We start from the raw sequence: 24188 nt of genomic DNA, 5'->3' as shown, positions 1-24188 counted from the left end.
CAGGGACTCGAACCCCGAACCAATGGATTAAGAGTCCACTGCTCTACCAATTGAGCCAATGACCCACGTTTCGGTGACGGCGTACCGTCGAAGCGGGTTTGCTTTTGCACCTTAGGCAAAAACTTGTCAACAACTTTTTTTCTACTTAATGTTGAAACATGAAAAAAATCCACCTTTCCCGAAAGTTCTGGTTGGTGCTGAATATAGCTCTTGTAGCGTGCGCGCTAATGACTCAGATAGCCTACGCCAACCCCGTCAACCAACACTGGGAGCTGTACCGTTCGGACACCCCGACACGTGGCGGCTACCTCGCAGTGCTGTGGGTCACACCTCAAAAAGAGGCCCATCTCTACGGCAATCCTCCGGGTGACACAGGACTTCCGACGACACTTTCCGTCACACTTAATGGTGAAGAAAAAAAAACGGCATACCCTCCGGGCAAGGCTGAGCCTGACACCTTTGAACCGAATAAAACCATTTTTGCTTACGAGACAGAAACACCGCTGTTCGTCCCGCTGATGCCAGGCGAACTCCAAAACAAAGAGGCAACCCTCAACGGCACACTCAAAGGCCTGCTGTGCACAAAAACAAGCTGCATGCCCATACAGATGCCGACAGCTTTTGAAGCGGGAAAGGCAAAAGGCGAAACACTCAAAAGCGCAGAAAGCCAACCATGGTGGAGAGAATACCGTGCCGCTCTATCCATGAGTGATGGCCAGGAAGCACAAAAAAGCCACGCAACAGACCTACACGAAACACAAGGGTTTAACCCTCAGTTTACCCCCCAATACTTCGCACCGGGCTTTGAAGTTACAGGACTTGGAAAAGCACTGCTTCTGGCCTTTATTGCGGGCTTTATCCTCAACTTCATGCCCTGCGTGCTGCCTGTTATCAGCCTGAAGATTTCAGCACTTCTTGGCGGCGCACAAGAAGAAGACGAAAAAAAACGAATCCATACATTCCGGGAACATAACGTCTTCTTTTCTCTGGGCATCTTGCTGTACTTTGTTTTCCTCGCAGGAATACTGAGTAGCCTTGGCCTTGCGTGGGGGCAAATTTTCCAAAAGCCATACCTCGTGATTGGTATCACAGCACTCATCTTTGCACTGTCACTCTCGCTGTTTGGCCTGTTTAATCTCCCAGTCATTGACCTCAAGACCTCAGGCACAAGCAAATCACCACGAATGCAGGCCCTGTTTACAGGCATTCTGGCAACGCTGCTGGCAACGCCATGCAGTGGCCCATTCCTTGGCGGCGTTCTGGGCTGGGTGCTGGCACAGCCACCACTCATTGTTGCTCTTGTTTTTGTCTTCATCGGACTTGGTATGTCCTCTCCATTCCTTGCAATGGCCATTTTCCCAAGCCTTGCCAAACGCTTCCCCAAACCGGGGCGCTGGTGTGGCTACCTCGAACAGGGCGTCGGGCTCTTCCTGCTGGCAACCTGCGTGTACCTGCTGAGTATCATCCCGCAAAGCCTGCTCATCCCGGCAATGGCATTCATGTGGGTCATCGCACTTGCCGCATGGATATGGGGCCAGTGGACCTCGCTGTCACAAAGCGCACTGAAACGCTGGAGCATCCGGGCCGCAGCTGCCGCACTTGTTGTCGCGGCCTGGCCTCTCCTCATGCAGGCAGATGCTCCCGAACCGTGGGCAGAATTCCAGGCAACACAGTTTGAAGAGTTGCTTGGCAAGGAACCGATCATCCTTGACTTTAGCGCGGCGTGGTGCACGAACTGCAAGGCACTCAAAAAGACAACACTCACTCCGGACAAACTCCAAAAGTGGTCCAAAGAATATCGGGCCAAACTGATTCAGGTTGACCTGACCGACCACAACCCTGACGGCATGAAACTTCTGAATGCTCTGGGGAGCCAGAGTATCCCGGTTGTTGCCATCTTCCCGAAAGGAGACCGGTCAAAACAGCCGCTGGTGCTCCGCGACCTGTTCACCAGTTCCCAAATGGAACAGGCACTTGCGAGCCACCTCAAAAAGTAGACATCAAAAAAAAGCCCCGAGCCAAACGCCCGGGGCTTTTTTTACTCTGTAATGCACAAAATATCTGTACAGTCTCCTGTGAGGCTCACCGCCCCATCTGCCTTGACTTCAAACGTGTTTTCTATGCCAACCATTCCAATGCTGGGGATACCGATCTTGGGTTCAACGGCAATGACCATCCCCTCTTCGAGCGGACGGCGAACTTTCTTGGCAAGCGGCGGGAATTCGTCAATGACCAGCCCAATACCATGCCCCAAAAAACGCACCTGATTCTGACCAACACCCATATAGCCATCTGCAAAGCCTTCCTGCTTGGCCCACTCCAGAGTATGCAAATATAAATCCTCAGGGAGCGCACCGGGTCGCATGCTCTCAGCAGTCCAGTTCTGAACCTTCACGCAAAACTCATGCGCTTTCTGAACATCCGCAGGAATCTCGTCAGGAGTTCCGGCAAAATATACCTGCGTCCGGTCTGTCTGATACCCAGCCAAACAAAAGCCAATGTCACAGGAAAGAATCTGTCCCTTTTCCCATACGGAATCTGCACTGCCCATAAATGGTGCTGAGGGATGCCCCCCTTTGAGACCGAGTGGCCCATTAAACGTGCTGGGATAGTTGCCATTGTCTCCAGCAGCAATGTGACCAAAAAACATTTCTTCGCCAAAGTTGCCCATGCGGGTTGGTCCCATGTGCCCAAGCTCAAGGAAAACGTCCCATGCAATGCGGGAAATTTCCTGCTCGGACATGCCGGGCCGTATAGCCCGAGGCAAAACATCAGTCAGAGCCAAAGCATGCTGCTGACCACAACGACGCTGCCGCTCAAGTTCCCACGGAGTTTTGACAGAACGGGCCAAAGAAATCACATGGTCCGCAGCGACACAGCGAGCGCCTTCCAGAGAGGAAGCAAGACGCTCGCCCATCGCCCACGGCAGGACGCCCATATCCACACCGATAACGCCAGTCATCGGCACTCCGCACGTCGCAGCAATGCCCTGAATGTCGCGATACGAACGATACGGGAGTTTGTGCGTAACAGTCGATTCCATCTCTGCCCGCTCCAGCCCCCGGCGAACCATAAGCACGGCTTCACCATTCTTTGGGAGCCACACCAGCCCATTCACCCAGCTTCCTGTCAGCCAGTACCCCGTCAGCCGCGAGCTGACCAAAAGTCCGCTGGCATCAGGAAGCAGTTCAGAAAGAAGAGTACGGCACCGCGACCAGCGTCGCTCCAGTTCCTCACGAGGGATAATGTCTATAGCTTCAAACATAACTGCTCCTTGCCTGGGAAAAAAATTGCCAGTCCTACTGCAAAATGTTTACAAAAAATCTTTCGCGCACCTCAGCGCGGTACCTGACTTGCCATGCCAGAGCGCACCGAGTATAGAAGCGCTCCGTCCTGTGGAGAGTTCCATACCAAAACACCGACTCTCTCGGGAAACGACTTTCGAACCCACAAGAGGAACAGAGACATATGAACTTTGAATGGCTGCTCAAAGCCCGTGATTACCTTCGTATCGCGTCCCACAGCTCCGGGACCCTGAAAATCAAGGTGAATCCTGCGATTCTCAGCTCCCCAGAATTTTCCAAACTTCCGAAGTTTGACGAAATGCCAAAGGGCGTTGATGACGTGAAGGTCAGCATATTTACGCAAACCATCACCATCCGCTATCAGCCAGATGTCATTCCTTCTGCTCTTCTGGATGAGCTGTTTACAGCAGACGAAGAGCGCGGCTCCGCAATTTTGGCCGATCTCCAGACCCGCCTTGGCGTGAGCTTTGCCTAATGAATCAGAATATATCAAGGGTCTGTTCCGGCCCTTGATATCCTTGAATATTTCACTATCATCCTCGAAATGTTCAAGCTTTTTCATCCTTCCAAGATTTCATCAAGTCTCGGCGCTGCCGCTCTCGCAGCCCTTCTTTCTTTGACAGGTTGCGCCTCTGGCGACAACATTCTGCTCAAACGTATTGCCGTGGATGGCGACCGCCATGCCGCTCAGCAGCTGGCACAAAAAAAGACCACCCGGTACATCAACAATCCTCAGGCCCTCAAATCTGACATCCAGAGCTTCCAACGACGTGTCGCAGCGTTCCGCTCCCATGTTGATAAAGTGTGGGGCCGCAAGCAGCGCAAAGAATCCAACCGCAAGACCTACGTCAAATACTCTGACGGCTACCGGGCGCGTTCTGTTGTTACCTTTGACAGCGGCACGGTCACGGTCCAGAGCGTGGACAGCAAAAATCCCAAACTGAGTTTGGAAAACGCCCTTGTTGGAACCCTGCTCGCTCCGGCAGATCCTCGCAACGTCGATCTTTTCTCTGACAAACAGGTTGAGTTCAAGGGAGAACCCTTCCTGTATAATCAGGTTAAGGACCGGGACGGCAAGGCCATCCGCTGGCAGTGGCGAGCCAGACGCTTCGCCCGCTACCTCGTTGCGACCAAAATGCGGACAAGCAGACTCAGCACAGGCCAGACAGTCCACAGCGTCAGCTTTCCACTGCAAAGCAACCATATGGATGTGCGTGCTCATAAATATGCTGACATCGTCAACGAACAGAGCCGCCGTTTCAATGTGGACCGCAGCCTCATCTATGCGGTTATCAAAACCGAAAGCAACTTCAACCCCTTTGCGGTCAGCCACATCCCGGCCTTTGGTCTGATGCAGATCGTCCCGCGCAGTGCCGGGGTTGAGGTCCGGCGCAATCTCACAGGGTCCAAGACCCCGCCAACAAAAAGTTTTCTGTTCAATGCCAGAAACAACATTACCTATGGCACCGCGTACCTGCACATTCTGGACACAAGCCACCTTGCCAAAGTGCGCAACCCACAGACTCGAGAGTACTGCGTTATTGCAGCATACAACACGGGAGCAGGCAACGTGTTCCGTACTTTTAGCCGCAACAGAAATGATGCAGCACAGCGCATCAATGCCATGAGTCCTTCACAGGTCTATGCAAAGCTGAAATCGGATTTGCCCTACGCTGAAACACGCAGATACATACAGAAAGTTCTCAGCGCCAAAAAAGAATTCTCTGGCGCATAACTAGAGGGCAGGCAAAAGACATATCATGGTTGTGCCCGTTTCTTCGCTGGTCTGGTAGCGGATATCATTCCCCATCTCCAACGCGATGAGGCGGGCACAATACGCTCCAAAACCTGTGCCCGAATTCTTGCCAAAGGTCACAAACTTCTCAAAAAGTGATTCCCGAACAGGGACAGGCACGACGCCATCGTTGTGAATCGACAGCCTGACGAAATCCCCTTCATTCTCCAGAGCCACCTGCACGACCCCACCAGAGCCTGAGGCTTCGACAGCGTTACGCACCAGATGGTAAAACATCGCCCAAAACAGGAGTTTCTCTCCCCGCACGGGCTGGCTGCACTCTGGACCTGCCGGAATGCCATTATACAAAACCTTGATCTCAACGTCGTGTGAGCCTGTCACGTTGCGCAACTCAAACAGCACTTCCCGCAGAATGGAAAAGACATCGTGCGTTTCCTTTTCCATTCGGTACGTGCCCCGCTCCATACGATAAACCGCAAGAGAAAGGTTAATCATGTTGAGCATGGTGTTGCCGGAATGCTCAATAAGCCGCAGGTTCTCCCGCTGGTCAGGAGAGAACGCCTCATCCTCGGCCATAAAATTCGACAACCCGACAATAGCATTCAGCGGGGACTTGAGATCATGGCGCGTGATGCGTTCAATTTCTTCCCGCAGGGCCTCAGACGACTTGCGCTCGGAAATATCCAGCTCAAAGCCAAAGGTCGACACAATCTGCCCGGCCGCATTCTTGGCAATCCGCACACTCCTGCTCACCCAAAAAGACTCACCATTGCACCGGCGCACAAGGCACTCAAAATCCCGGACAATATCTTCCTCCATGAGTCGACGCCGGAGCACGCCTCGCTGTTCTGCATCCACAATCAGTTCACAGGGATCAGCAACCCGAAGCTCCATGTCCTCTGCATCCTGATAGCCATACATACGCACAAGGCGCTCATTGACGTGCTCCAGCCGTCCTTCCTCGCCTGTCTGATAGATTCCCACAGGCGCAGACTGAAACAGCGTCTCAAAACGACTCTGCGCACGTTTCCGCTCTTCCCACGACTTCATGCCAGAGGTTTTATCCTCGCAGTACAAAATCACTTCGTCATATGAAGCCGGGATAAAATAAAACTTCATGCGCAGATGGCGCGCAGGTTGAGTTCTGGTCGGATAATTCAGGTTCTGATGAAGGGAAATATTTTCACGAGCAGCACGTTCGAGCATCCCTGAAAGTTCAGGCAGATCGACAAAAATGGTCCGGATATCCTCACCCAAAAAGCGCTGAATTTCTGGGCCAAAAAAGTGCTGGGCCGCAGCATTTACCTCGTCCAAACAAAAAAGGCCATCGGCGTTGCGACGCCAGATAGCCATCGGGAAGGGACAGGCGGAGAAAAACAGACTCACGGACTTTTCTGGTGCTCGCGAGACCTGCTCTTCTGGCTCACGTTCGAGGGGGACAGAAGCGGCTTCTGCAACAGGAACAGCCCCCGTAGCCCTCTCAGGCATGGAGATCAGTTCACCCTGCGTCATCTGCATCTTTTTCCCCACGAAGCCCTCTCTTCGTCCAAATGTCGTTTTTTGAGGCTTTTAGAATATCACGCCACTGGCGAGAGAACAAGATATGCAGGAATGGTAAGCCCTTCGTCGAATTGACGACAAAAAAGGTCGGGCTTTCGGGTGCTTAAAAAAAAGCGAAGCCCTCTAAGGGCTTCGCCACATTGTGTCGATAAGAAAAACCCGTGTCAGGGCTTACTCCATCAGAGTATAATCCATGCGCCGACGGCACGGCACAAAGCCAGCCGATTCCACGAGGGAACGCAGCTTGGATTCTGGCAGGCGGAAATGCACACCAGCAGCAGCCACGACATTTTCTTCGATCATGGTGGACCCAAAATCGTTGGCACCCCAGAACAGGGCAAGCTGACCAATAAGTGGTCCCTGCGTAACCCAAGAAGCCTGCACGTTGTCGATGTTGTCGAGGTACAGACGGGACAGAGCCAGCGTTTTGAGGTAGGTTTCACTCGAAGCCTCAGGTCGGGGCAAACGGGTGTGTTCAGGCTGGAAGGTCCACGGAATAAACGCGGTAAAGCCACCGGTTTCATCCTGCAGGGAACGAATCCGGTCCAGATGCTCAATGCGTTCTTCAAGGGTTTCGCCTTCGCCAAGCATCATGGTTGCGGTCGTACGCAGGCCCAGTCCGTGGGCATCGCGCATGACTTCAAGCCACTGGTCAGCCGTTGCCTTGCGCGGAGAAACATCACTACGCACACGGTCGACCAGAATTTCTGCACCGCCACCGGGAATGGAATCAAGACCAGCGGCAACCAGACGGCGCATAACTTCAACGTGTCCAAGGCCACTTTCCTGACCCCAGTACCAAATTTCGGACGGGGAGAAGCCATGAATGGCAACTGAGGGGAATTTCTCTTTCAGGAAAGAGAGCATGTCTTCATAGAAGGCAAGATCAAGATCAGGGTTCATGCCACCCTGCAAAAGAATCTGATAGCCACCAAGCTCGACGGTTTCGCGAACTTTGTCGGCCAGCACATCCTTGGACAGGACATAGCCACCCTCATCACCGGGTGCACGGAAAAACGCGCAGAACTTGCAGCCAGACATGCACACATTGGTATAATTAATATTCCGGTCCACAATGTAGGTCACGCGTCGGTCAGGATGCAGTTCCATCCGCCGTGCATGTGCCATGCGGCCCAGACTAAAAACCGATTCCTCGGTCAGCAGCTTCAGAGCTGCTTCGGGAGTCAAACGCTCCGACATGAGATTCACCCCTTTTGGGTTGCTTGACGATTACAGCAAATTTACGGACAACAAGGCCCGGATGCGGCTCACAATGGCCCATCCCCGAATATTTCGCAACCACGGAGCTGCCAATGCTACTGTCAGACGATACAGTCAGGGAACTTCTGGCCAAGGTCAACACCATCGCCATCATCGGCGCAAAAGATGTTGAAGGACAACCGGTTAACATGGTCGGCCGCTATCTTATTGATGCTGGCTTTACGGTGATTCCGGTGCATCCCAAACGCAAAAATGTGTGGGGACTGACCACCTATCAGAGCATAACAGACATTCCCGAACGCATTGACTGCGTTGACGTGTTTCGGGCACCTGCATACTGCCCGGGCCATGCCAAAGAATGTCTGGCCCTTTCCGAAGCGCCCCTGCTGTTCTGGATGCAGTCTGGCATCAGCAGTCTGGAAGCTCAGACGTTGCTTAACCAAACCTCGACCGCGGTGGTAGAAGATCGCTGCCTCATGGTTGAGCACAGGAGACTTTTTGGATGACCCAGACTATTTCGGCCTTTGAATGCAAGATGTGTGGCCACTGCTGCAAGGGTGAAGGTGGCATCATCATGGCAGCCAAAGACCAGAAGCGTCTTGCCGAGTTCCTCGGACTCGAGCTGGACGAGATGCGCAGCAGTTATACAGAAGAAAAAAGTGGCAAAATTCGTCTCATCACTGGCGACGACGGCTACTGTATTTTTTTCAAACAGGGAAAAGGCTGCGGAGTGCACCCCGGTCGTCCCGACATTTGCCGCGCATGGCCCTTCTTTAAGGGCAATCTCATCGACGAAACAAGCTGGGAAATGGTACAGGAATACTGTCCTGGCATTTGCGCAGAGGCCGGGCACAAAGAATTTCAGCGACAGGGGCTTGAATATCTTCGCTCTCTCGAAATTGAGGAAGCCGAAGACACCCCGGAAGCCCTGACCCACGTCCTCAAAACTCTCTAACTCTCTTTTCTGGAGGTCCTGTGAACGTCCGCGACTGTTACGCCTTTCTGAAGCTTCCCGCAGGAGCGACTCTGGAACAGGTCAAAAAGGCTTATCGCAAACGGGCCTTTGAACTGCATCCAGACCTCAATCCCAACAACGAACAGGCTGCACGGGACTTCCAAAAACTCAATGAGGCGTATGTCATTCTGACAGAGGCCCTGTCCTCTGAGCCTTCGGGTTCCTCACGCCAGCGCAAAAGCAGCGCAGGTACAGGAAAACCCCGCGCTTCTGCCAGACAGGCAAGCCAGCGCTATCAAAAACAGTCCAGCGCACGCAGCGAACAGGCACGCCCCCGTCCGGGCCAGAAGCAGGAAGCCGAACCAACTGGCGGCTTTTCTTTTGGCAAAGAAGAAGTGCTGCAAAATGTCCTCAAGGACCCCTTCGCACGAAAAGTTTTTGAAGATATTTATCGGGAAATCAAAAAGACACAGGGTGGAGCTGGTTTTGCCACATCCGAAGGCAAAACAAAAAGCGTCAACCTGAACGTTGCTGGCGCCCAGATGAACATTCAGGTCTCTGGTGGTCCCATTCAGGGCATCAAAAACTGGTTCCGCAAGCAGATGAACGACGAACAGACCATTCGTCTGCTGCCAAGCCAGATGATCCCCGGGAGCCTTGTGCGCCTGTCTATTCGACAGGGCCTGTCAGGCAAGCCTGTGACCATAGAAGTCGCCCTGCCCCCAGACTTTTCTCCGGGCAAAGCGCTCCGCCTCAAAGGGCTTGGAAGAAAACTTGGCCCATTCGCAGGAGACCTTTTTTTGCGGATTGTTTCTGCGTGATGAAAAACACCATAGATTCAGTTGGGATAGTCACTCTTTCTCAAAAAAATTGAAAAAAAGTTTGAAATCCCGTCTGTTCCGTGCGAGTGAAGCAGCGGCTGTGCCCCAAAGGACTTGGGGGAGCCAAATCATTATGAAGACCGAGTGAAGGAGTATAAAATGGCAGAAACAATTGATGAAATTACGATTAATTGGGAAGACGAAGACGGCCGTCTTGTTGTGAAGGAACTGAAGAAAGAAGTTCTGACCAAGGGTTCTTGGACCACGATTGTCTTCATGTATCAAGAGATGGATAAAAGGACTGAAGAGTACAAGGCTCCCAAAATTCGTGTCGGCCGCTACCAGAAGCGTGGAGGCCATTACACCCTTCAGTCTAAGTTCAACATTTCTTCTGCCAAACAGGCAAGCCAGCTTGCTGAGATTCTCTCTGGCTGGCTCCCTGAAATGGAACAAATGTAGAAATCCGGTCCGCAGACGGATTCACTGCGAATCTAGTATTCGTCGTGGTTCCGCTGAGGATTTGGATGTGGCTCCCAGAATTCACAGGAACCGCATGCCTCTGTATGGCATTCTGCATTTCCGCTGCTTTTGGTCCCAACAGGACGGTAGCGGCAAGTCCCTTCGACTTCACAAAGAATATCCTTCCCTTTGGGAGGGAGCCAGTACAAACATCTGGCACACAGTTTTCTCATTTTTCCCCCGTATTCCGATGGACCGCTCACTCTGGGCGGTCCTTTTTTTATTCCTTAAAACGCCTTGTCCAAAAAGAGATGGGAAAAGTATCCCAGCACTGCGGCGACGTAATAGGGCACCATTGGCTGCCAGTCCATCGCCAAAAAAAACACCGGAAACAAGATGATGGGCAGCGGCACAAGAAGCATGGCCCACCAGGTATGCGTCCATCCTCGGTGATGATCCAAAGCCGGGAACATGGCTACAAGTCCCAGAATCGCGGCCCAGTGATATTTTCCAAACCACATCAGGGCGAGATCGACCACCACCAAAATTGAATAGAACCATCGCTGCCCTTTGGAGTCCGTATCCACATCAGGAAACAGAGACATAAGCACGCAGATGGAAAACAGTGCCAAACCTTCTGGAAGATTCGGTTTCAGAGCCACAGGAAGAGCAAGGCAGGCAATGAGCAGGCTTCCGCCAGCAGTAGCCGCACCTCCTGTGAGATGTTCTTTATATCCGGGCACGAATTCACCTCAGAATGAGTCACAAATATAAACAGACGTACGTTCGGCGTCGTAGCTCGTGCGGCCGTTACCACATCACACGAAAGGAAAAGCTGTACTCCTCACCCTGAACAAGTTCAAGAGTGTCAGCACGCTTCCAGTTCTTCATGAAAGACTGATACCCAAGATAAATTTCACGATCAAGGGGTTTGGAAATAAAGAAATTAATCACACAAACATAAAAAAAAGCCCGGTATAAAACCGGGCCTTTAGCGTCAGAGTGCAGGAAACTAGAGAACATCCTCGCTGGAATCCAGCTGGTCAATCTGTTCCTTAATAGCACGCTGGAGTTCCTCGGGAAGGCCCTCCATTTCAACATTCAGGAAGCCTCGAACAATCGTCGACGTTGCTTCGTCTTCGTCCAGTCCGCGGGCCTGAAGGTATTCAATTTCTTCCTGTGCAATTTTGCCCACAGCAGCTTCGTGGGACAGCTCAACGCCTTCCAGATACCCATCGAGTTCCGGAATGGCATGGATGCGGCCATCGCCCAGAATGAGGCCCTTACACTCCAGATGACCACGGGCAGGAACGTCCTTTGCGCAAATGCGACCGGGAGCGACAATAGTTCCGCCAGTTGTCAGCGTACGGGAAATAATCTCACCGCGAGTGTCTGGTGCGTTCAGGTTCAGCACACCACCAGAGCTGAGGTAGGAGCCTTTGGGAGCAACCAGAACAGAGTTCAGACGTGCACGGGCACCACGACCATTCAGATCGATAACCGGGGCGCTCTGGAGATTGCCCACAGGTGACATCAGCACGTAATTGTTCTGAAACTCGCCGCCCTCTTCCACCACGCCGTGGGTACGGGGTCGAACAACGACCTCTTCACCCCAGTTGTGGATCATGGTGAAAGTCAGCTTGGCGTTCTTGCCAATATAAAATTCAGAAATGCCAAGATGGGCCGCAGCTTCGGTTGCGCTGGAAACAGCACAGCCCGTAATCAGGTGCAGCTCGGCATCGTCTTCGACAATCACGAGGTTATGGACATTCTGTCCAACACCGTGGCCCTTCATGAACAGGCAGGACTGCACAGGCTGGGCAATCTTGACGCCTTTCTTGACTCGAACAAAGTAGCCACCGTGCAGGTTCTTGAATGCCTCACGAGTGAATTCATCTTTTTCCGGGTCAATAAGCTTCCAGAAATAGTCAGGCAGGCCATCGAACTTCTTGAGAGCGTCCTTGATGTCCATCAGCTCCAGTCCTTCCTGATGGGAAGTACAGTGGATGCTGCCATGGTTCATATGCAGGTAGCTGCCAGCACGCTCATCGTCGTTAACGTCAACGCCAGCCATAACAAGGCGCTTCTTGTCCGCCTCATCCAGATTGCGCAGATCAACGAGAGAACCGTTTTCGCCACCTTCAAAACTATATTCAGACAGATTTACGTCTTTCATTTTCAACTCCGTCAGGCGTTGTCGTTATTTGCTCAGGCAGCGCACGCATTCTTTGTAGCCGTACTTGCCGATGTGCTCCAGAATATCTCTGGGACGGCCTTCACAGCACAGATGCCCGTTAAACATCACCTGACCACGGTCTGCGTTGATGTAGTCAAGGATGTAGCCTGTATGGGTGATGATAAGACCAGAAGTCTTGTGACGTGCCCGCTGTTCCTTCATGGATTTCTGCGGATGAGGAGCCACAAAGCCGTCGAGCAGCTTTCTGGCGCTCTTGCCAATCAGAGCCATATTTTCAAGGTCAACGCCAGACTCTGGCTCGTCAAAAAGGACGAGGTCAGGAGCCTGTGCCATAAGCTGCAACAGCTCGGAGCGTTTGATTTCACCACCGGAGAAACCGGCGTTAATGTCTCGATCAAGAAAATGGTCAAAATTCACACGCTCTGCGAGATCATCGACAGAAGCGTGACCATTCTGGCCATGCTTACCACAAAGCTCCACGAGGCTTCGGGTCGAAACGCCATGAATCGTCGGGGGGCGCTGGAACGACATGCCAATACCCAGACGGGCCCGTTCGTGAATCGGAGCATATGTAATGTCGTGCCCCTTAAATATAATACGGCCACCGGTAACAGTATAGTTGCCAAAACCCATGAGGGTCATGAGCAGCGTCGTTTTACCAGAGCCGTTTGGGCCGAACAGGATAAACGTCTCGCCCTCGGCGATGTGCAGATCGAGGCCATTGAGCACCTCGCGCTCGCCGATTTTTACGTGGAGGTCTTCTATTTTCAGCATATCGCGGTTCCTTTAGGTGTTTTCTCGCCCCCATCCCACGTCAGGAGCGGACTAAATTCATAATCAGAATCTGAAAAAAGTCCACTCTAGGATGTGCCCCGGCGGCTAATGGCGAAAGCCTGGAACCGAACGCGGATCTGCGTCTGGAAGACGGCAAAAATAGCAACGCCCTTTTTGCCGGAAAAGTGGCAGGAGTATAAGCCCGGCAAGGAATCCCCCGGCATGTGCCCACCACGCAATGCCACCGCTTTTGGCGGCAACAAACGAGGCCACGCCAGAGACAAACTGGGTCAGGAACCAAATACCCAAATAAATAATTGCCGGAATTTCGACGATAAAAGGAATGATTATTATAGGAATGACAGTCAGCACCCTCGAATGAGGATACAAAAGGAAGTACGCCCCCATTACTCCGGCAATGGCGCCACTGGCACCCACCACCGGGATGTTTGAGGACAGGTTAAAGACCATATGCACGACAAGAGCTGCAAGCCCACTCAGGATATAGAAGGCCAAAAAACGCCACGGCCCCATCACATCCTCAATATTGTCTGCAAATATCCACAGCGTCCACATATTGATAATGAAATGCAGCCAGCTCCCATGCAGGAACATATAGGTCAAAAAAGCCCAGTACCCGTCCGGGGGGTAGCCCATCTGGGCGGCGAGTGCCACATCCGAAAAGCGGAGTGGCACCACGCCAAAAATATGAAAGACAAGTGCCATATCCCGCTCGCTCAGGTTCACCGTCAACAAAAACACTATCGTATTCAGCAGGATGATTCCATACACTGCATACGGTACGTGCACACGGGGAACACTATCGCGAATGGGAAACATACCTTAGGCACTCCAGAGTTTTTCGAACCTTGCCTGCAAGACGCGTTTTTGCTCGGCACGCCGGGCAGCAAGCCGCTCACACAGTGCTGCGGCCTGAGTCTGCAAATCCTCCAGCGTTCCTGAATTCTCCACTATTTCATCACAGCGGGCAAGCTTGTCTTCAGCTTTCCACTGCCATGACTCCACCGTGGCAATAGTTTCATCATCCCAGCCCCGGGCGACAAGGCGCTGCCGGCGCTGGTCTTCATCACAGCGCACGCCAACAACAAGATCAACCCAACCCTGCTCTTTCCACTGGCCTTCGATCAAAAGCGGGACCTCGGCAACAGCACAGGGCTTGGCTGCGTGCTCCGCAAAAAACTCTTTTGCCGCATGCTCAACAAGTGGATGAACAATAGCCTGAAGCTCTTTGCGGAAAACCTCAGAGTCTTTCATCGCCGCGAACAGCTCTCTCTTTGCCACACACTCGCCCTCAGGGGCAAAGCGCTCACCAAAGCGCTGGCGAATGAGTGTCCATGCGTCGCCTCCGGCTTCATACTGAGCCACAACTTCGGCATCAGCGCTAAACACAGGGCATCCACAATGCTCAAGGCATGCATTCAGGGCAGATTTACCGCATCCCGGCATACCTATTACGCCAATTCTCTGAACCTGCTGTCCAAGGTGCAGAAGCAGTCGCTGGAAATCCTCTGGCGGAGCCTGTTTCCAGTCCATCAGCTTACCCGTTTTGGGGTGCGTCAGGCTCAGGTGCCACGCGTGGAGCATCTGGCGTGGAGCCAGCTCCTCAGCATTTCCAACCTTGCGGCACCATTCTTTGTGCAGGCGTGCGCCATAAACCTGATCGCCAAGGAGCGGATGCCCGATATGCGCCATATGCACACGGATCTGGTGCGTCCGGCCTGTAAAAATTTTCACCCGCACAAGGCTCGCGCTCTCGTCTGGGCTTGTCCAAAGAACCCGCCATGCACTTCTGGCTTCCCGTCCGCCCTTTTCCATGACAGCCATCTTGGTCTTATGCTTGGGATCACGACCAATTGGAGCCGTAATTTCACCCTCTTTTTGCCCGGTCGTGCACTGCGGCACGCCATGCACGAGAGCCAAATACTCTTTATGGATACGGCGCTCGGCAAAGTCCTCTGCCACAGCAAGCCGAGTTGCCTCATCCAGAGCAACCACCATAATTCCAGACGTATCCTTGTCGATGCGGTGGACAATGCCCGGACGTTCGCCTTCCATTTCGCCAAGCTTGGGGTAGCGGGACAACATGCGCTGCACAAGGGTATTGGTGCGCTGTGATGGTGCGGGATGCACTGTCAGGCCTGCCTCTTTATTCACCACCACGAGCTGTTCATCTTCATAGTGGATTTCCAGAGCACCCTCTTCTGGCGTCAACACGCCATTGTCCAGCTCCACAGCGCACTCGACCTGTTCTCCACCAGAAAGTTTCAGCTTAGGCTGTTTTACTTGTGTCCCATCGACTGTCACTTTTCCAGCCTTAATCAGCTGCTGGATTTTGGAGCGGGACAGCCCCTGATCCTTGAACTCACCAGAAAGGTACACATCCAGACGGCTGCCTGCCATTGCATGCGGCACAAGAGCACTCCACAGTCCAGATTCACTGGAGTCTGTGGAAAAATTCGTATTTGTCATGAAATTTTCGATATTGAAGGTGTATGAGACTACGGCATAAACGCTTGCCCAAGCGCAAACAGCTCATCGTAGGACATGCCTTCGCGCAGTCCTCGCGCCAGCTCAGCCGTCATTTTCAGTTTGAGTGCTGCGTCTTCCACAAGACCGTTTCGACGCAGGTCCAGACAGGTTTTTATGAAACTCCGGTCAAAGCCATCTCCAAGCATGGAAATGCCCTCCCGGAAAAAAATGCTTCGGGAACTTTCCGAAAGCGATGCAAAGTCATGGCTTCCCTCATGGCGAAGCCAAAATACATAAAACATCAGCTTTACAAGAAGCTGGTCCGCCGGAGTACTATCATCAATGGTCACAGTAAAGCCCTGCACACCACCATCTCGTGCCTTGCGCACCATCTCCAGCGCCATCTTGGAAATTCTGTCTTCAGGAATACGGGTTGAAGGGAAATATGCACTCATCCGCATAAGGGACTTTCGAGGATTTTCCCCTGCAGACATAGAGAGAAGTGCCTCAGAGATCATTCCGTAGCGGTGTCTCAGACTCCGAAGAACAGTCTCCGCCTTGCTCCGCGCAAGACGCAAAAACTGCTCATCGCTCAGCCCGTTGAACGCCGACGTCAGGACGTATTTGATATACGTCTCGTCTGTGCGCTCGGCCTCCTCTCGCGCTACCTTTGCAGAAACTTTGTTGCCCATAACCTTCCGCAAGGAAAGCCAATACGCAGCAATCCCCTCCAAAGGCATCTCTGTTACAGCCACTTTCGACGCGGTTTCAGAACTCACATTGCCCTCTTTCTGGATTTTTCCCTCTCTCCCAGTACAATGAACATATCTCATTTTATACCAAAAAAGAACCGCTCACCCATGAAAGATATTTTCTCTTCCAAGCCAATGCTTGATTGATACTGCAATTTAAGGCAAAAAGAATCACGCTTGATTTTCTACAAATACTCAGATTTTACAGGACATGTGTCATGTCGACCTCTGCACAAGAAGAAGCACAGCACACTCTTCCAGACGATATTTATCAAATACTCCCCGGAACACAGTTCGTGCTGGAAACCAAAAGCTACCCCGAACGTTTCGCAACGCGTTTCATAGGTGGCTTACGCGGCCAGTACTTTCTCTGCAAAACCCCGTCAATTGCAGAATATCCCACAGCTCTGGAAAGACTTTACAAGGGCGAAGAACTCATCGTTCGCTTCCTCTCCCGAGGCAAGGCATGGGCCTTCGCGTCCAAAGTCCTCGGCCGCATCGCAAAACCACAGCCCCTCCTCTTCCTCGAATTCCCCAAAGCCGTGGACTCCTACAACCTCAGGAGCAGCAAGCGCATCGTCTGTTATTTCCCCGTCACCGCACTCATTAACGGCGCAAGCCCCGACGGCGTCATTCTCGACCTGAGCGAAACAGGATGCCGACTCACCGCCCCCGTCAGCGTTACCGACCTTCACATCGGAGACCAAATCGGCATCGACTGCCCCGTCTTTAAGGCTACAGGAAAAAACCGCATCATCGCTAAAATCCAACGCATTACACAGGCAAACGGAACTCCAGAACTCGGCCTCGCCTTCGAAGACATCCACCCCCAAATCCACGAAGAAATCCTGCACTACATCCAGCACTCTGAACGCATCTCTGTAAACCGTACGTAGTTAAAGTGAGATGTGTGCGGAGGAGGGGGGAAGAGAACCGGGGCCAGCCCCGGACCCCGCGTAAGGGAATGATTCCCTTACGTATCCTCAGCGAGTTTGAATTCCCTCCACGCTTCGCGTGAATGAAATTCAAACTTGGGTGAGAAGGCGTAAAAAAAGTCTTTCTCTTTTGCGAGTTCGCCACCATTTTCTTTCTGAACGCAAGCGTTCAGAAAGAAAGGATTGGAGCACAAAGAAAAAGAACACACGGGACGCCCACTAGCTCAAAAAAAAATACGGCTGATGGAGAGGAAAGCGAAGCTTTCCTCTCCATCAGCCGTATTTTTTTTTGAGCGATAGCGGGATTCCCAAGGGCCTCGTCCTTGGGCGGGGTCAAGGGGCAGCGCCCCTTGCAGGGTTTGGGACAGCGTCCCAATACAACACAACACCAGCCCACCCCACATGCGCCCTTGCTATCCCCATAGCCCTAACTAACGCTGCGCTAAAGCCTCAAGATGGGCACGAGCGGGAGCGAGAGCGGCACGAATAGCCGGGTCATCGGGGAGCGGTTGTGCAAGGTCGTCCCAGTTCTTGCGCTGTAAGACACACTGCGCCGTGAAGGGGAAATTCATGTCATAAACCCAACTTAACATGAGCAGCCGAAAATCGTGTAAACTGCGCATCCTGGTGTAGGCGCCGAGATGCCCTGTACGAAGCATCTCAAGCAGATCGTCACTCCACTCTGGAATGTTAGAAAGGCCAAGAGTGACAACGGGGTTCGGCGGAGCATCAGGGGCGAGATGGGCAATCATAACCTCAAGAATATCAAGCTTGTCGGCATCGCGAACGACACGCAGGGCAAAGTCCATATCTTTGGGTAAATGAGGGGGAATCTCACGCCGGTTGTGAAGCGCGACAGCGACCTGAATAACTTTGCGCCAGTGCTCAGGGATGTCGCGTAGAAAGCCCGTTGCTTTTAATGTCCGAAAACCGAGACGCCCATGATTGGTAGACTTTGGATCAGCAAAAGTCTTCCACGTCCTGTACTGGGGAAAGCGCCCAATATCGTGATAAAGGGCACCAAGATGAGTTGCCCGAAGACAGTCTGGGGATCGACCACACTCCCCTTCAACACTTTTCGTAATCTGCTGTGCCCAGTGAAGAACGCGAAAGGTGTGATCTCGTTTGAGGTCGTAATTTTCCTTGTCGAGAGGGACATCAGACTGAAAATTTGAGACAAAGTCCAAAAACAATGCCTTGTGCTGCTCAAGCTCCATGCTCTTCATTCTCAATACGCTCCAGTTCTGCCGAATACTCATCTGCACGAATTTCACCGCGCTTCCAGCGCCGCTGTAAATCCTTACGCTCAGCCTTGTGCCGCTTGCGCATGGCTATGTGCTCTGTACCAAAATCCCGAGGGCGCAAAATTCCCTTGGGTCCAAACAAAAATCGTAAAAAAAGGACAACGGCGACACTCATGCCTGCGGCGATCAAAACACCAAGCCCCATAATTGGCTTTTTCTCGCCAATCTGCGCAGCCATGCACAGACGAGGAAAGAGAAAGGGAAGACAAAGCGCCGCAGCAAAAAATCTTTTCATGCACACTCCAAAAATGAAAATCCTTTTGAACCAGTGAGAAAGGAGGGTACGCTGTCTCGGAAGTGCTTACAACTCCCCAGCAAATATTGCATCACAAATAAAAATCAATTACACATTTCAGTACGTTTATCATTTACAGAAATGAGGGAGGACCCATGCGTTTTTTAATTGTTGATGACGACTTCGACAGCCGCAGGCTCATGCAGAAAATTCTGTATCCGTATGGATACTGTGATGTTGCAGTAGATGGCGAGGAAGCTGTGGAAGCATTTAAGCGTTCCTTGACGAGTAACGAACCGTATGACCTCATTTGCCTGGACATTATAATGCCGAATGTTGACGGCCAGCAGGCATTGCGAGAAATTCGAGAGATTGAAACAGAACACGATGTTCCTCTGGAAAAGCGAACAAAAACCATCATGATTTCTGCCCTTGATGACACAAAGGAACTTCATGACGCCTTTTTCCTTGGCGAGGCCACCTCGTATATCGTGAAGCCAATCCGTAAGAAAACGCTACTGGATGAGATCCGCAATCTCGGCATCCAGATTCAGGAGCGAAAAGCGTAGCTTCAAAACATTTTCTCCAAAAGAGTCACAAGAACAAGCCCTTACAGTATTTACTAAACTTTTTGACGCGTGTTCTTGCATACTCGGAGAAGCCCCTCCCCGCCCCACGTCCCCAGTCGTAAAGACGCGTTACAGGCCGCCTTGCTATTGCGAAGCGGCCTGCAAAAGTATATCCCCATGAGTGGCAGTACTCACTGCATTGCACAAGACAAATACAACGACATAAACCCGTTCTCCGGCCATCATCGGCCCACGGCCACGGCCGGGACACAGAATCAAGGAGACAGGACAGTGATTCCCCAGGATCTGCTCTACAGTAAGTCACACGAATGGGCGCGCATTGACGGTGAATTTGCCTATGTTGGCATCACACACTTTGCGCAGGAACAGCTTGGAGACCTGACCTACGTTGAGTTGCCAGAAATTGGCGACACGTTTGATGCAGGTGCAGAGATGGGTTCTGTTGAATCCGTCAAGGCCGCGAGCGAAATCTACGCCCCGGTTTCCGGTGAAGTTGTTGAAATCAACGAATCTCTTGAAGACGCCCCCGAAAAAGTCAATCAGTCCCCATACGAAGAAGGTTGGCTGGTCAAGATCAAACTTGCCGCACAGCCCGAGGGCCTGATGAACGCCGCAGACTACGAAAAAAACGCCGTATCCTGTCACTAGCTAGCCCTTTTTTAAGGAGTCATACCAATGCCCTACATTCCTCATACTCCTGAGGAGACACGGCAGATGCTTGACACCATTGGGGTCAGCGACATTGATGCTCTTTTTGCGGACATCGCCCCGGCGCTTCGTCCCAAGAGCTTCAATCTCCCCGATGGTCTGAGCGAAATGGAAGTCATGGCCCACATCGAACGACTGGCGGAAAAGAACGTCGTTGATGTTGTCAGCTTCCTTGGCGCGGGATTCTATGACCACCATATCCCGGCCGCTGTCGACACCCTGACTAACCGTGGTGAATTTGCCACGGCCTACACCCCCTACCAGCCAGAAGCCTCACAGGGCACCCTGCAGGCTATCTTCGAATATCAAACAGCCATCTCCCGCCTCTTCGACATGGAGTGCGTTAATGCCTCGGTGTACGATGGCGGTTCTGCCATCTTTGAAGCCATGATGATGGGCGTCCGGGCGACCAAGCGTAAAAAGCTGGTCATCAGCGAAGCCCTGTCCCCGATTTATCGCATCATGCTGGCGTCATATACCAAAAATCTCAAACTTGATCTGGTCACCGTGCCTCACCGCGACGGGTCAACAGACCTCGACGCACTTAAGGCCGCTGTAGACTCAGAAACCGCTGCTGTTGTTGTGCAGAATCCCAACTTCTTCGGTAACGTCAATGACTTCACCGAACTGTTTGACCATGCACGCTCCGTCAAGGCAAAAAGTGTTATCTCTGTGTATCCGGTCATGCAGAGCATCCTCAAAACACCCGGTGAAATGGGCGCAGACATCGCAGTGGCCGAAGGCCAGAGCCTTGGCATGCCTCTGTCATTTGGCGGCCCATACCTCGGCATCATGACCTGCACCAAAAAAATGGTGCGCCAGATGCCCGGCCGAATCGTTGGCCGCACCGTGGATACCGAAGGCCGTACAGGCTACGTGCTGACCCTTCAGGCCCGCGAGCAACACATCCGCCGCCAGCGCGCCACGTCAAACATCTGCTCGAACCAGTCTCTGTGCGCCCTGCGCGCCCTTGCCTACATGAGCCTTCTTGGTCCCTGCGGCATGCAGCGCGTTGCAGAAAAAAGCATGGAAAATGCACAGTACGCTGCACAGCGACTCACAGAGATTCCCGGCATCAGTTTGCTGACAGATGCCCCGTTCTGCAATGAATTCGCGATCAGGCTCCCCATTCCGGCCTATGAGCTGGTTGACCAGCTCACTGAACGCGGCTTTGTCCCCGGCTTCCCTCTGGGCCGCTACTTCAAGGGGCTGGAAAACTGCCTGCTGGTCGCCTGCACAGAAAAACATTCCCGTCAGGATCTTGGTATCCTTGCTGAAATGGTTGGAGGTGTGATTCGATGAAAACGCTCTTCGCCAAATCAGTCCCCGGCAGAAAAGGTGTGTGCCTAAACGAGCCACAGCTCAAGGCCGCAGATGTTCTGCCCAAGTCAATGATGCGCCAAAGCCCGGCCCAGCTCCCAGAACTCAGTGAGCTGGACGTGGTCCGCCACTTCACCCGGCTTTCGCACCTGAACTACAGCGTCGACGGCAATTTCTACCCGCTTGGCTCCTGCACAATGAAATATAATCCCAAATTCATTGAGCAGGCCGCAGCACTTCCGGGCTTCACCCGACTGCACCCCCTCATGGCCCAGCTCAAGGGAGCAGGCCACTTCACACAGGGCGCTCTTGCCGTCATGTATGATCTCGAGAGCCTGCTTTGCGAAATCACGGGCATGGCCGCCTACACCCTTCACCCAATGGCAGGCGCACATGGCGAGCTGACCGGGGCAATGCTTATTGCTGCGTACCATGCGGACAAGGGCAACACGAACAAGACCAAAGTCATCATCCCGGACTCTGCGCACGGCACAAATCCCGCATCAGCACACCTTGCGGGCTTTGACATTGTTTCTATCGAATCCCGTGACGGCATGGTTGACCCCGAAGCCCTTCGCGAGGCTTTGGACGATGATGTCGCCGCAGTTATGCTGACCTGCCCCAACACTCTTGGCCTTTTTGAAAAACATCTCCCGGAAATCGTCGAGATGATCCACGAAAAGGACGCCCTGCTCTATTATGACGGGGCAAACATGAATGCCATCATGGGCAAAATGCGCGTGGGTGATGCAGGCTTTGACGTTGTTCACCTGAATCTGCACAAAACCTTTGCCACGCCACACGGCGGCGGTGGTCCGGGTTCTGGCCCGGTTGGTGTTTCGCCACGGCTCAAACCCTACCTGCCAGTCTCCCGCGTCAAGAAACTCGAAGATGGCCGCTTTGTTCTCGACTACGACCATCCCAAGAGTATCGGCTACATGGCGCCGTTCTATGGCAACTTTGGCGTTTACCTCAAAGCCTACGCGTACATTCTTCGCCTTGGCGGAGCAGGCCTGACCCGCGCGAGTGAAAATGCCGTTCTGGCAGCAAACTACATCCGCGCACGCGTCAGCTCTCTCCTTGAGGTCCCGCACAACGACATTTGCAAACACGAGTTTGTCTGCTCTGTTGTTGGTGATGAACTCAACGGCGTCCGTGCGCTGGACGTTGGCAAGGCGCTTCTGGACAAGGGCTTCCATGCACCCACTGTGTATTTCCCGCTCATTGTCCCAGAGTGCCTCATGATTGAGCCAACAGAAACAGAATCCAAGAGCACCCTCGACGACTTTGTTGATGCCCTCGCCGAGATCATCGAAACAGCAAAAACAGACCCTGAAAGCGTCAAGCATGCGCCTGTGACACTTCCTGTCACCCGACTCGATGAAACGCGTGCCGCACGCAGCATGGAGCTGACAGATGACGTCTGAGCACACAGTGCGCTTTGACCTCGTTGTCATTGGTTCTGGTCCCGGTGGCGAAGCCTGCGCCAAGCGCGCAGCACAAAATGGACTTTCCGTCGCCATTGTGGAACGTCGAGAACTCGGCGGCACCTGCCTGAATCGTGGCTGCATTCCTACAAAGCTCTTTCTGGGAGCAACAGAGTGCATTCATGAGCTGGCAGCACAGTCCAAATTCAAGCTGCTTTCTGGCAGTATTCAGCCAAATCTCCCAGCGCTTCAAAAACGCAAAGAGCAGGTGCTGAATGGATCGCGTCAGGGACTACGCAAGAGCTTCGAACAGCTTGGGATTGCCCTTTTTGAAGGCAGTGCCCACATACACGACGCGTCACATATCGACGTTCAGCTTAGCGATGGCCCGCAAGCCATTGAGTTTGGAAACCTGGTGCTTGCTACGGGTTCGGCTCCGAGTGCATTCCCGGGGCTGGAGCCAGACGGCGAGCGGATTCTTGACTCTGACGGGATTCTGGACCTGACGGAAATTCCCGAAAGCCTGATTCTTGTTGGCGGCGGCGTTATTGGTCTGGAGCTTGGCCGTTTCTTTTCCCGCCTTGGAACAAAAATCACGGTCGTCGAAGCTCTTGATCGTCTGGCGCCCTTTGAGGACCCAGACGTAAGCAAGACCATTGCGCAACTTTGCAAACGCGAAAAATGGAAGCTTCTTCTTGGCAAACGGGTGCAGTCACTCAGGAGCACTGCCGAGCATGCAGAACTCACGCTGGAATCTGGCGAAGAGCTTACGGCAGACCGTGTGCTTGTCGCCACAGGCCGAGGCCCTGTCTTTGACGGGCTAGGGCTGGAAGAATCCGCCTGCACGCAAGACAGCCGTGGCTTTATTCAGGTTGACGAGTATCTCAAGGCCGCAGCAGGTATCTACGCCATTGGCGATCTGAATGGGCAGGCGTTACTCGCTCATGCGGCTTCGCATCAGGGGCAGTATGTTGCAGACATCATCGCAGGCAAAACATCTGCGCCTTATTCCTCCGGGCCAATGCCGTGGTGCATTTATGGAGCACCAGAAAGCATTCGGGTAGGAAAAATGGCAGAAGACATGCGTGCAGAGGGTCTGTCCCCTGTGGTTTCCCAGTATGCACTGGCGGCAAACCCCATTGCGCAGGCACACGCACTGGCTCAGGGCTTTATCAAAATACTCTGGAATGATGGAAAGATATGTGGGGTAACGGCTGTCGGGCATGGCGTGTCGCATCTCATAACGCAGGCGACACTCATGGTCAGCGAAAGCTGGACTCTCGCCGACGCTCACCGTATCATATGGGCTCACCCCACACTGGATGAAGCGCTTTTGCATGCCATCCTTGCGGATCAAACCGCAGTGTGATTCACGCCCA

At 52.9% G+C, this 24188-nt stretch carries 25 protein-coding genes; 13 read left to right on the top strand and 12 right to left on the bottom strand.

Annotation, left to right across the window (positions count from 1 at the left end):
- Positions 1 to 227 precede the first annotated feature (227 nt).
- Positions 228 to 1997: a protein-disulfide reductase DsbD family protein gene (locus tag B5D23_RS03100; RefSeq protein ID WP_159445885.1), complete on the top strand. Its 1770-nt coding sequence runs from the start codon at positions 228 to 230 to the stop codon at positions 1995 to 1997.
- A gap of 41 nt (positions 1998 to 2038) precedes the next feature.
- On the opposite strand, the gene B5D23_RS03095 is transcribed toward B5D23_RS03100, so the two are convergent.
- Positions 2039 to 3265, bottom strand: a complete 1227-nt coding sequence (locus B5D23_RS03095; protein ID WP_078683949.1) for a M24 family metallopeptidase — start codon at positions 3263 to 3265, stop codon at positions 2039 to 2041.
- A 203-nt stretch (positions 3266 to 3468) separates the two neighbouring features.
- On the opposite strand from B5D23_RS03095, the gene B5D23_RS03090 reads away from it, so the two are divergent.
- The gene (locus B5D23_RS03090) at positions 3469 to 3780 is read left to right on the top strand and encodes a heavy-metal-associated domain-containing protein (RefSeq protein WP_078683948.1); all 312 of its coding nucleotides are present in this window, start codon (positions 3469 to 3471) and stop codon (positions 3778 to 3780) included.
- 69 nt (positions 3781 to 3849) lie between these two features.
- Positions 3850 to 5040, top strand: coding sequence for a murein transglycosylase domain-containing protein (locus B5D23_RS03085; protein ID WP_078683947.1), 1191 nt, complete (start codon positions 3850 to 3852; stop codon positions 5038 to 5040).
- Here B5D23_RS03085 and B5D23_RS03080 read toward each other — a convergent pair whose 3' ends face one another.
- A complete protein-coding gene (locus tag B5D23_RS03080; protein ID WP_144012521.1) occupies positions 5041 to 6579 on the bottom strand; it encodes a sensor histidine kinase in 1539 nt (512 codons plus the stop codon).
- A gap of 213 nt (positions 6580 to 6792) precedes the next feature.
- Positions 6793 to 7821 carry a cyclic dehypoxanthinyl futalosine synthase gene (mqnC, locus tag B5D23_RS03075; RefSeq protein ID WP_078683945.1) on the bottom strand — a complete coding sequence of 343 codons (1029 nt, stop codon included), beginning with the start codon at positions 7819 to 7821 and terminating at the stop codon, positions 6793 to 6795.
- 113 nt (positions 7822 to 7934) lie between these two features.
- Between mqnC and B5D23_RS03070 the strand changes: the two genes are divergently transcribed.
- The 4 genes from B5D23_RS03070 to B5D23_RS03055 all read left to right on the top strand — a co-directional run bounded on the left by B5D23_RS03070 (position 7935) and on the right by B5D23_RS03055 (position 10077).
- On the top strand, positions 7935 to 8348 hold the full coding sequence (locus B5D23_RS03070) for a CoA-binding protein (RefSeq protein ID WP_078683944.1): 414 nt from the start codon (positions 7935 to 7937) through the stop codon (positions 8346 to 8348).
- Entirely contained in the window at positions 8345 to 8797 is a 453-nt protein-coding gene (locus tag B5D23_RS03065) for a YkgJ family cysteine cluster protein (RefSeq protein ID WP_078683943.1), read from the top strand. The genes B5D23_RS03070 and B5D23_RS03065 overlap by 4 nt, the downstream gene beginning before the upstream one ends.
- A 20-nt stretch (positions 8798 to 8817) precedes the next feature.
- Positions 8818 to 9618: a J domain-containing protein gene (locus tag B5D23_RS03060; protein ID WP_078683942.1), complete on the top strand. Its 801-nt coding sequence runs from the start codon at positions 8818 to 8820 to the stop codon at positions 9616 to 9618.
- Positions 9619 to 9777: 159 nt separating this feature from the next.
- On the top strand, positions 9778 to 10077 hold the full coding sequence (locus B5D23_RS03055) for a hypothetical protein (RefSeq protein ID WP_078683941.1): 300 nt from the start codon (positions 9778 to 9780) through the stop codon (positions 10075 to 10077).
- Between the two features lie 287 nt (positions 10078 to 10364).
- Here the strand turns inward: B5D23_RS03055 and B5D23_RS03050 are convergent, their stop codons facing one another.
- The 7 genes from B5D23_RS03050 to B5D23_RS03020 form a co-directional block, all read right to left on the bottom strand.
- A complete protein-coding gene (locus tag B5D23_RS03050; protein ID WP_078683940.1) occupies positions 10365 to 10820 on the bottom strand; it encodes a metal-dependent hydrolase in 456 nt (151 codons plus the stop codon).
- Positions 10821 to 10887: 67 nt separating this feature from the next.
- The gene (locus tag B5D23_RS03045; RefSeq protein ID WP_078683939.1) at positions 10888 to 11100 is read right to left on the bottom strand and encodes a hypothetical protein; all 213 of its coding nucleotides are present in this window, start codon (positions 11098 to 11100) and stop codon (positions 10888 to 10890) included.
- Positions 11090 to 12253: a SufB/SufD family protein gene (locus tag B5D23_RS03040; protein ID WP_078683938.1), complete on the bottom strand. Its 1164-nt coding sequence runs from the start codon at positions 12251 to 12253 to the stop codon at positions 11090 to 11092. Before B5D23_RS03040 ends, B5D23_RS03045 begins: the two co-directional genes overlap by 11 nt.
- 24 nt (positions 12254 to 12277) lie before the next feature.
- Complete coding sequence (locus B5D23_RS03035) at positions 12278 to 13048, bottom strand: ABC transporter ATP-binding protein (RefSeq protein WP_078683937.1); 771 nt, start codon at positions 13046 to 13048, stop codon at positions 12278 to 12280.
- A 105-nt stretch (positions 13049 to 13153) separates the two neighbouring features.
- Positions 13154 to 13888 carry a rhomboid family intramembrane serine protease gene (locus B5D23_RS03030; RefSeq protein ID WP_078683936.1) on the bottom strand — a complete coding sequence of 245 codons (735 nt, stop codon included), beginning with the start codon at positions 13886 to 13888 and terminating at the stop codon, positions 13154 to 13156.
- Between the two features lie 3 nt (positions 13889 to 13891).
- The gene (coaE, locus tag B5D23_RS03025; protein ID WP_234985060.1) at positions 13892 to 15538 is read right to left on the bottom strand and encodes a dephospho-CoA kinase; all 1647 of its coding nucleotides are present in this window, start codon (positions 15536 to 15538) and stop codon (positions 13892 to 13894) included.
- A 29-nt stretch (positions 15539 to 15567) separates the two neighbouring features.
- Positions 15568 to 16317, bottom strand: a complete 750-nt coding sequence (locus B5D23_RS03020; protein ID WP_078683935.1) for a hypothetical protein — start codon at positions 16315 to 16317, stop codon at positions 15568 to 15570.
- Between the two features lie 191 nt (positions 16318 to 16508).
- On the opposite strand from B5D23_RS03020, the gene B5D23_RS03015 reads away from it, so the two are divergent.
- Entirely contained in the window at positions 16509 to 17186 is a 678-nt protein-coding gene (locus B5D23_RS03015) for a flagellar brake protein (protein ID WP_078683934.1), read from the top strand.
- 470 nt (positions 17187 to 17656) lie between these two features.
- On the opposite strand, the gene B5D23_RS03010 is transcribed toward B5D23_RS03015, so the two are convergent.
- Positions 17657 to 18451 carry an HD domain-containing protein gene (locus tag B5D23_RS03010; protein ID WP_159445884.1) on the bottom strand — a complete coding sequence of 265 codons (795 nt, stop codon included), beginning with the start codon at positions 18449 to 18451 and terminating at the stop codon, positions 17657 to 17659.
- Positions 18432 to 18764 carry a hypothetical protein gene (locus B5D23_RS03005; protein ID WP_078683932.1) on the bottom strand — a complete coding sequence of 111 codons (333 nt, stop codon included), beginning with the start codon at positions 18762 to 18764 and terminating at the stop codon, positions 18432 to 18434. Before B5D23_RS03005 ends, B5D23_RS03010 begins: the two co-directional genes overlap by 20 nt.
- A 155-nt stretch (positions 18765 to 18919) precedes the next feature.
- Here B5D23_RS03005 and B5D23_RS03000 point away from each other — a divergent pair, with 155 nt between their 5' ends.
- The 5 genes from B5D23_RS03000 to lpdA all read left to right on the top strand — a co-directional run bounded on the left by B5D23_RS03000 (position 18920) and on the right by lpdA (position 24178).
- Positions 18920 to 19333, top strand: a complete 414-nt coding sequence (locus B5D23_RS03000; RefSeq protein WP_078683931.1) for a response regulator — start codon at positions 18920 to 18922, stop codon at positions 19331 to 19333.
- Between the two features lie 291 nt (positions 19334 to 19624).
- Positions 19625 to 20002, top strand: a complete 378-nt coding sequence (gene gcvH, locus B5D23_RS02995) for a glycine cleavage system protein GcvH (RefSeq protein ID WP_200803619.1) — start codon at positions 19625 to 19627, stop codon at positions 20000 to 20002.
- A 27-nt stretch (positions 20003 to 20029) separates the two neighbouring features.
- On the top strand, positions 20030 to 21364 hold the full coding sequence (gcvPA, locus tag B5D23_RS02990; RefSeq protein WP_078683930.1) for an aminomethyl-transferring glycine dehydrogenase subunit GcvPA: 1335 nt from the start codon (positions 20030 to 20032) through the stop codon (positions 21362 to 21364).
- Positions 21361 to 22809 (top strand): aminomethyl-transferring glycine dehydrogenase subunit GcvPB, encoded by a 1449-nt coding sequence (gene gcvPB, locus B5D23_RS02985; RefSeq protein ID WP_078683929.1) that lies wholly within the window; start codon positions 21361 to 21363, stop codon positions 22807 to 22809. Before gcvPA ends, gcvPB begins: the two co-directional genes overlap by 4 nt.
- Complete coding sequence (gene lpdA / locus B5D23_RS02980) at positions 22799 to 24178, top strand: dihydrolipoyl dehydrogenase (protein WP_234985059.1); 1380 nt, start codon at positions 22799 to 22801, stop codon at positions 24176 to 24178. Before gcvPB ends, lpdA begins: the two co-directional genes overlap by 11 nt.
- The last annotated feature ends 10 nt before the right edge of the window (positions 24179 to 24188 follow it).

The sequence above is a fragment of the Desulfobaculum bizertense DSM 18034 genome, assembly GCF_900167065.1.
GTDB lineage: Bacteria > Desulfobacterota > Desulfovibrionia > Desulfovibrionales > Desulfovibrionaceae > Desulfobaculum > Desulfobaculum bizertense.
This window is presented reverse-complemented; position numbering and strand designations above follow the sequence as displayed.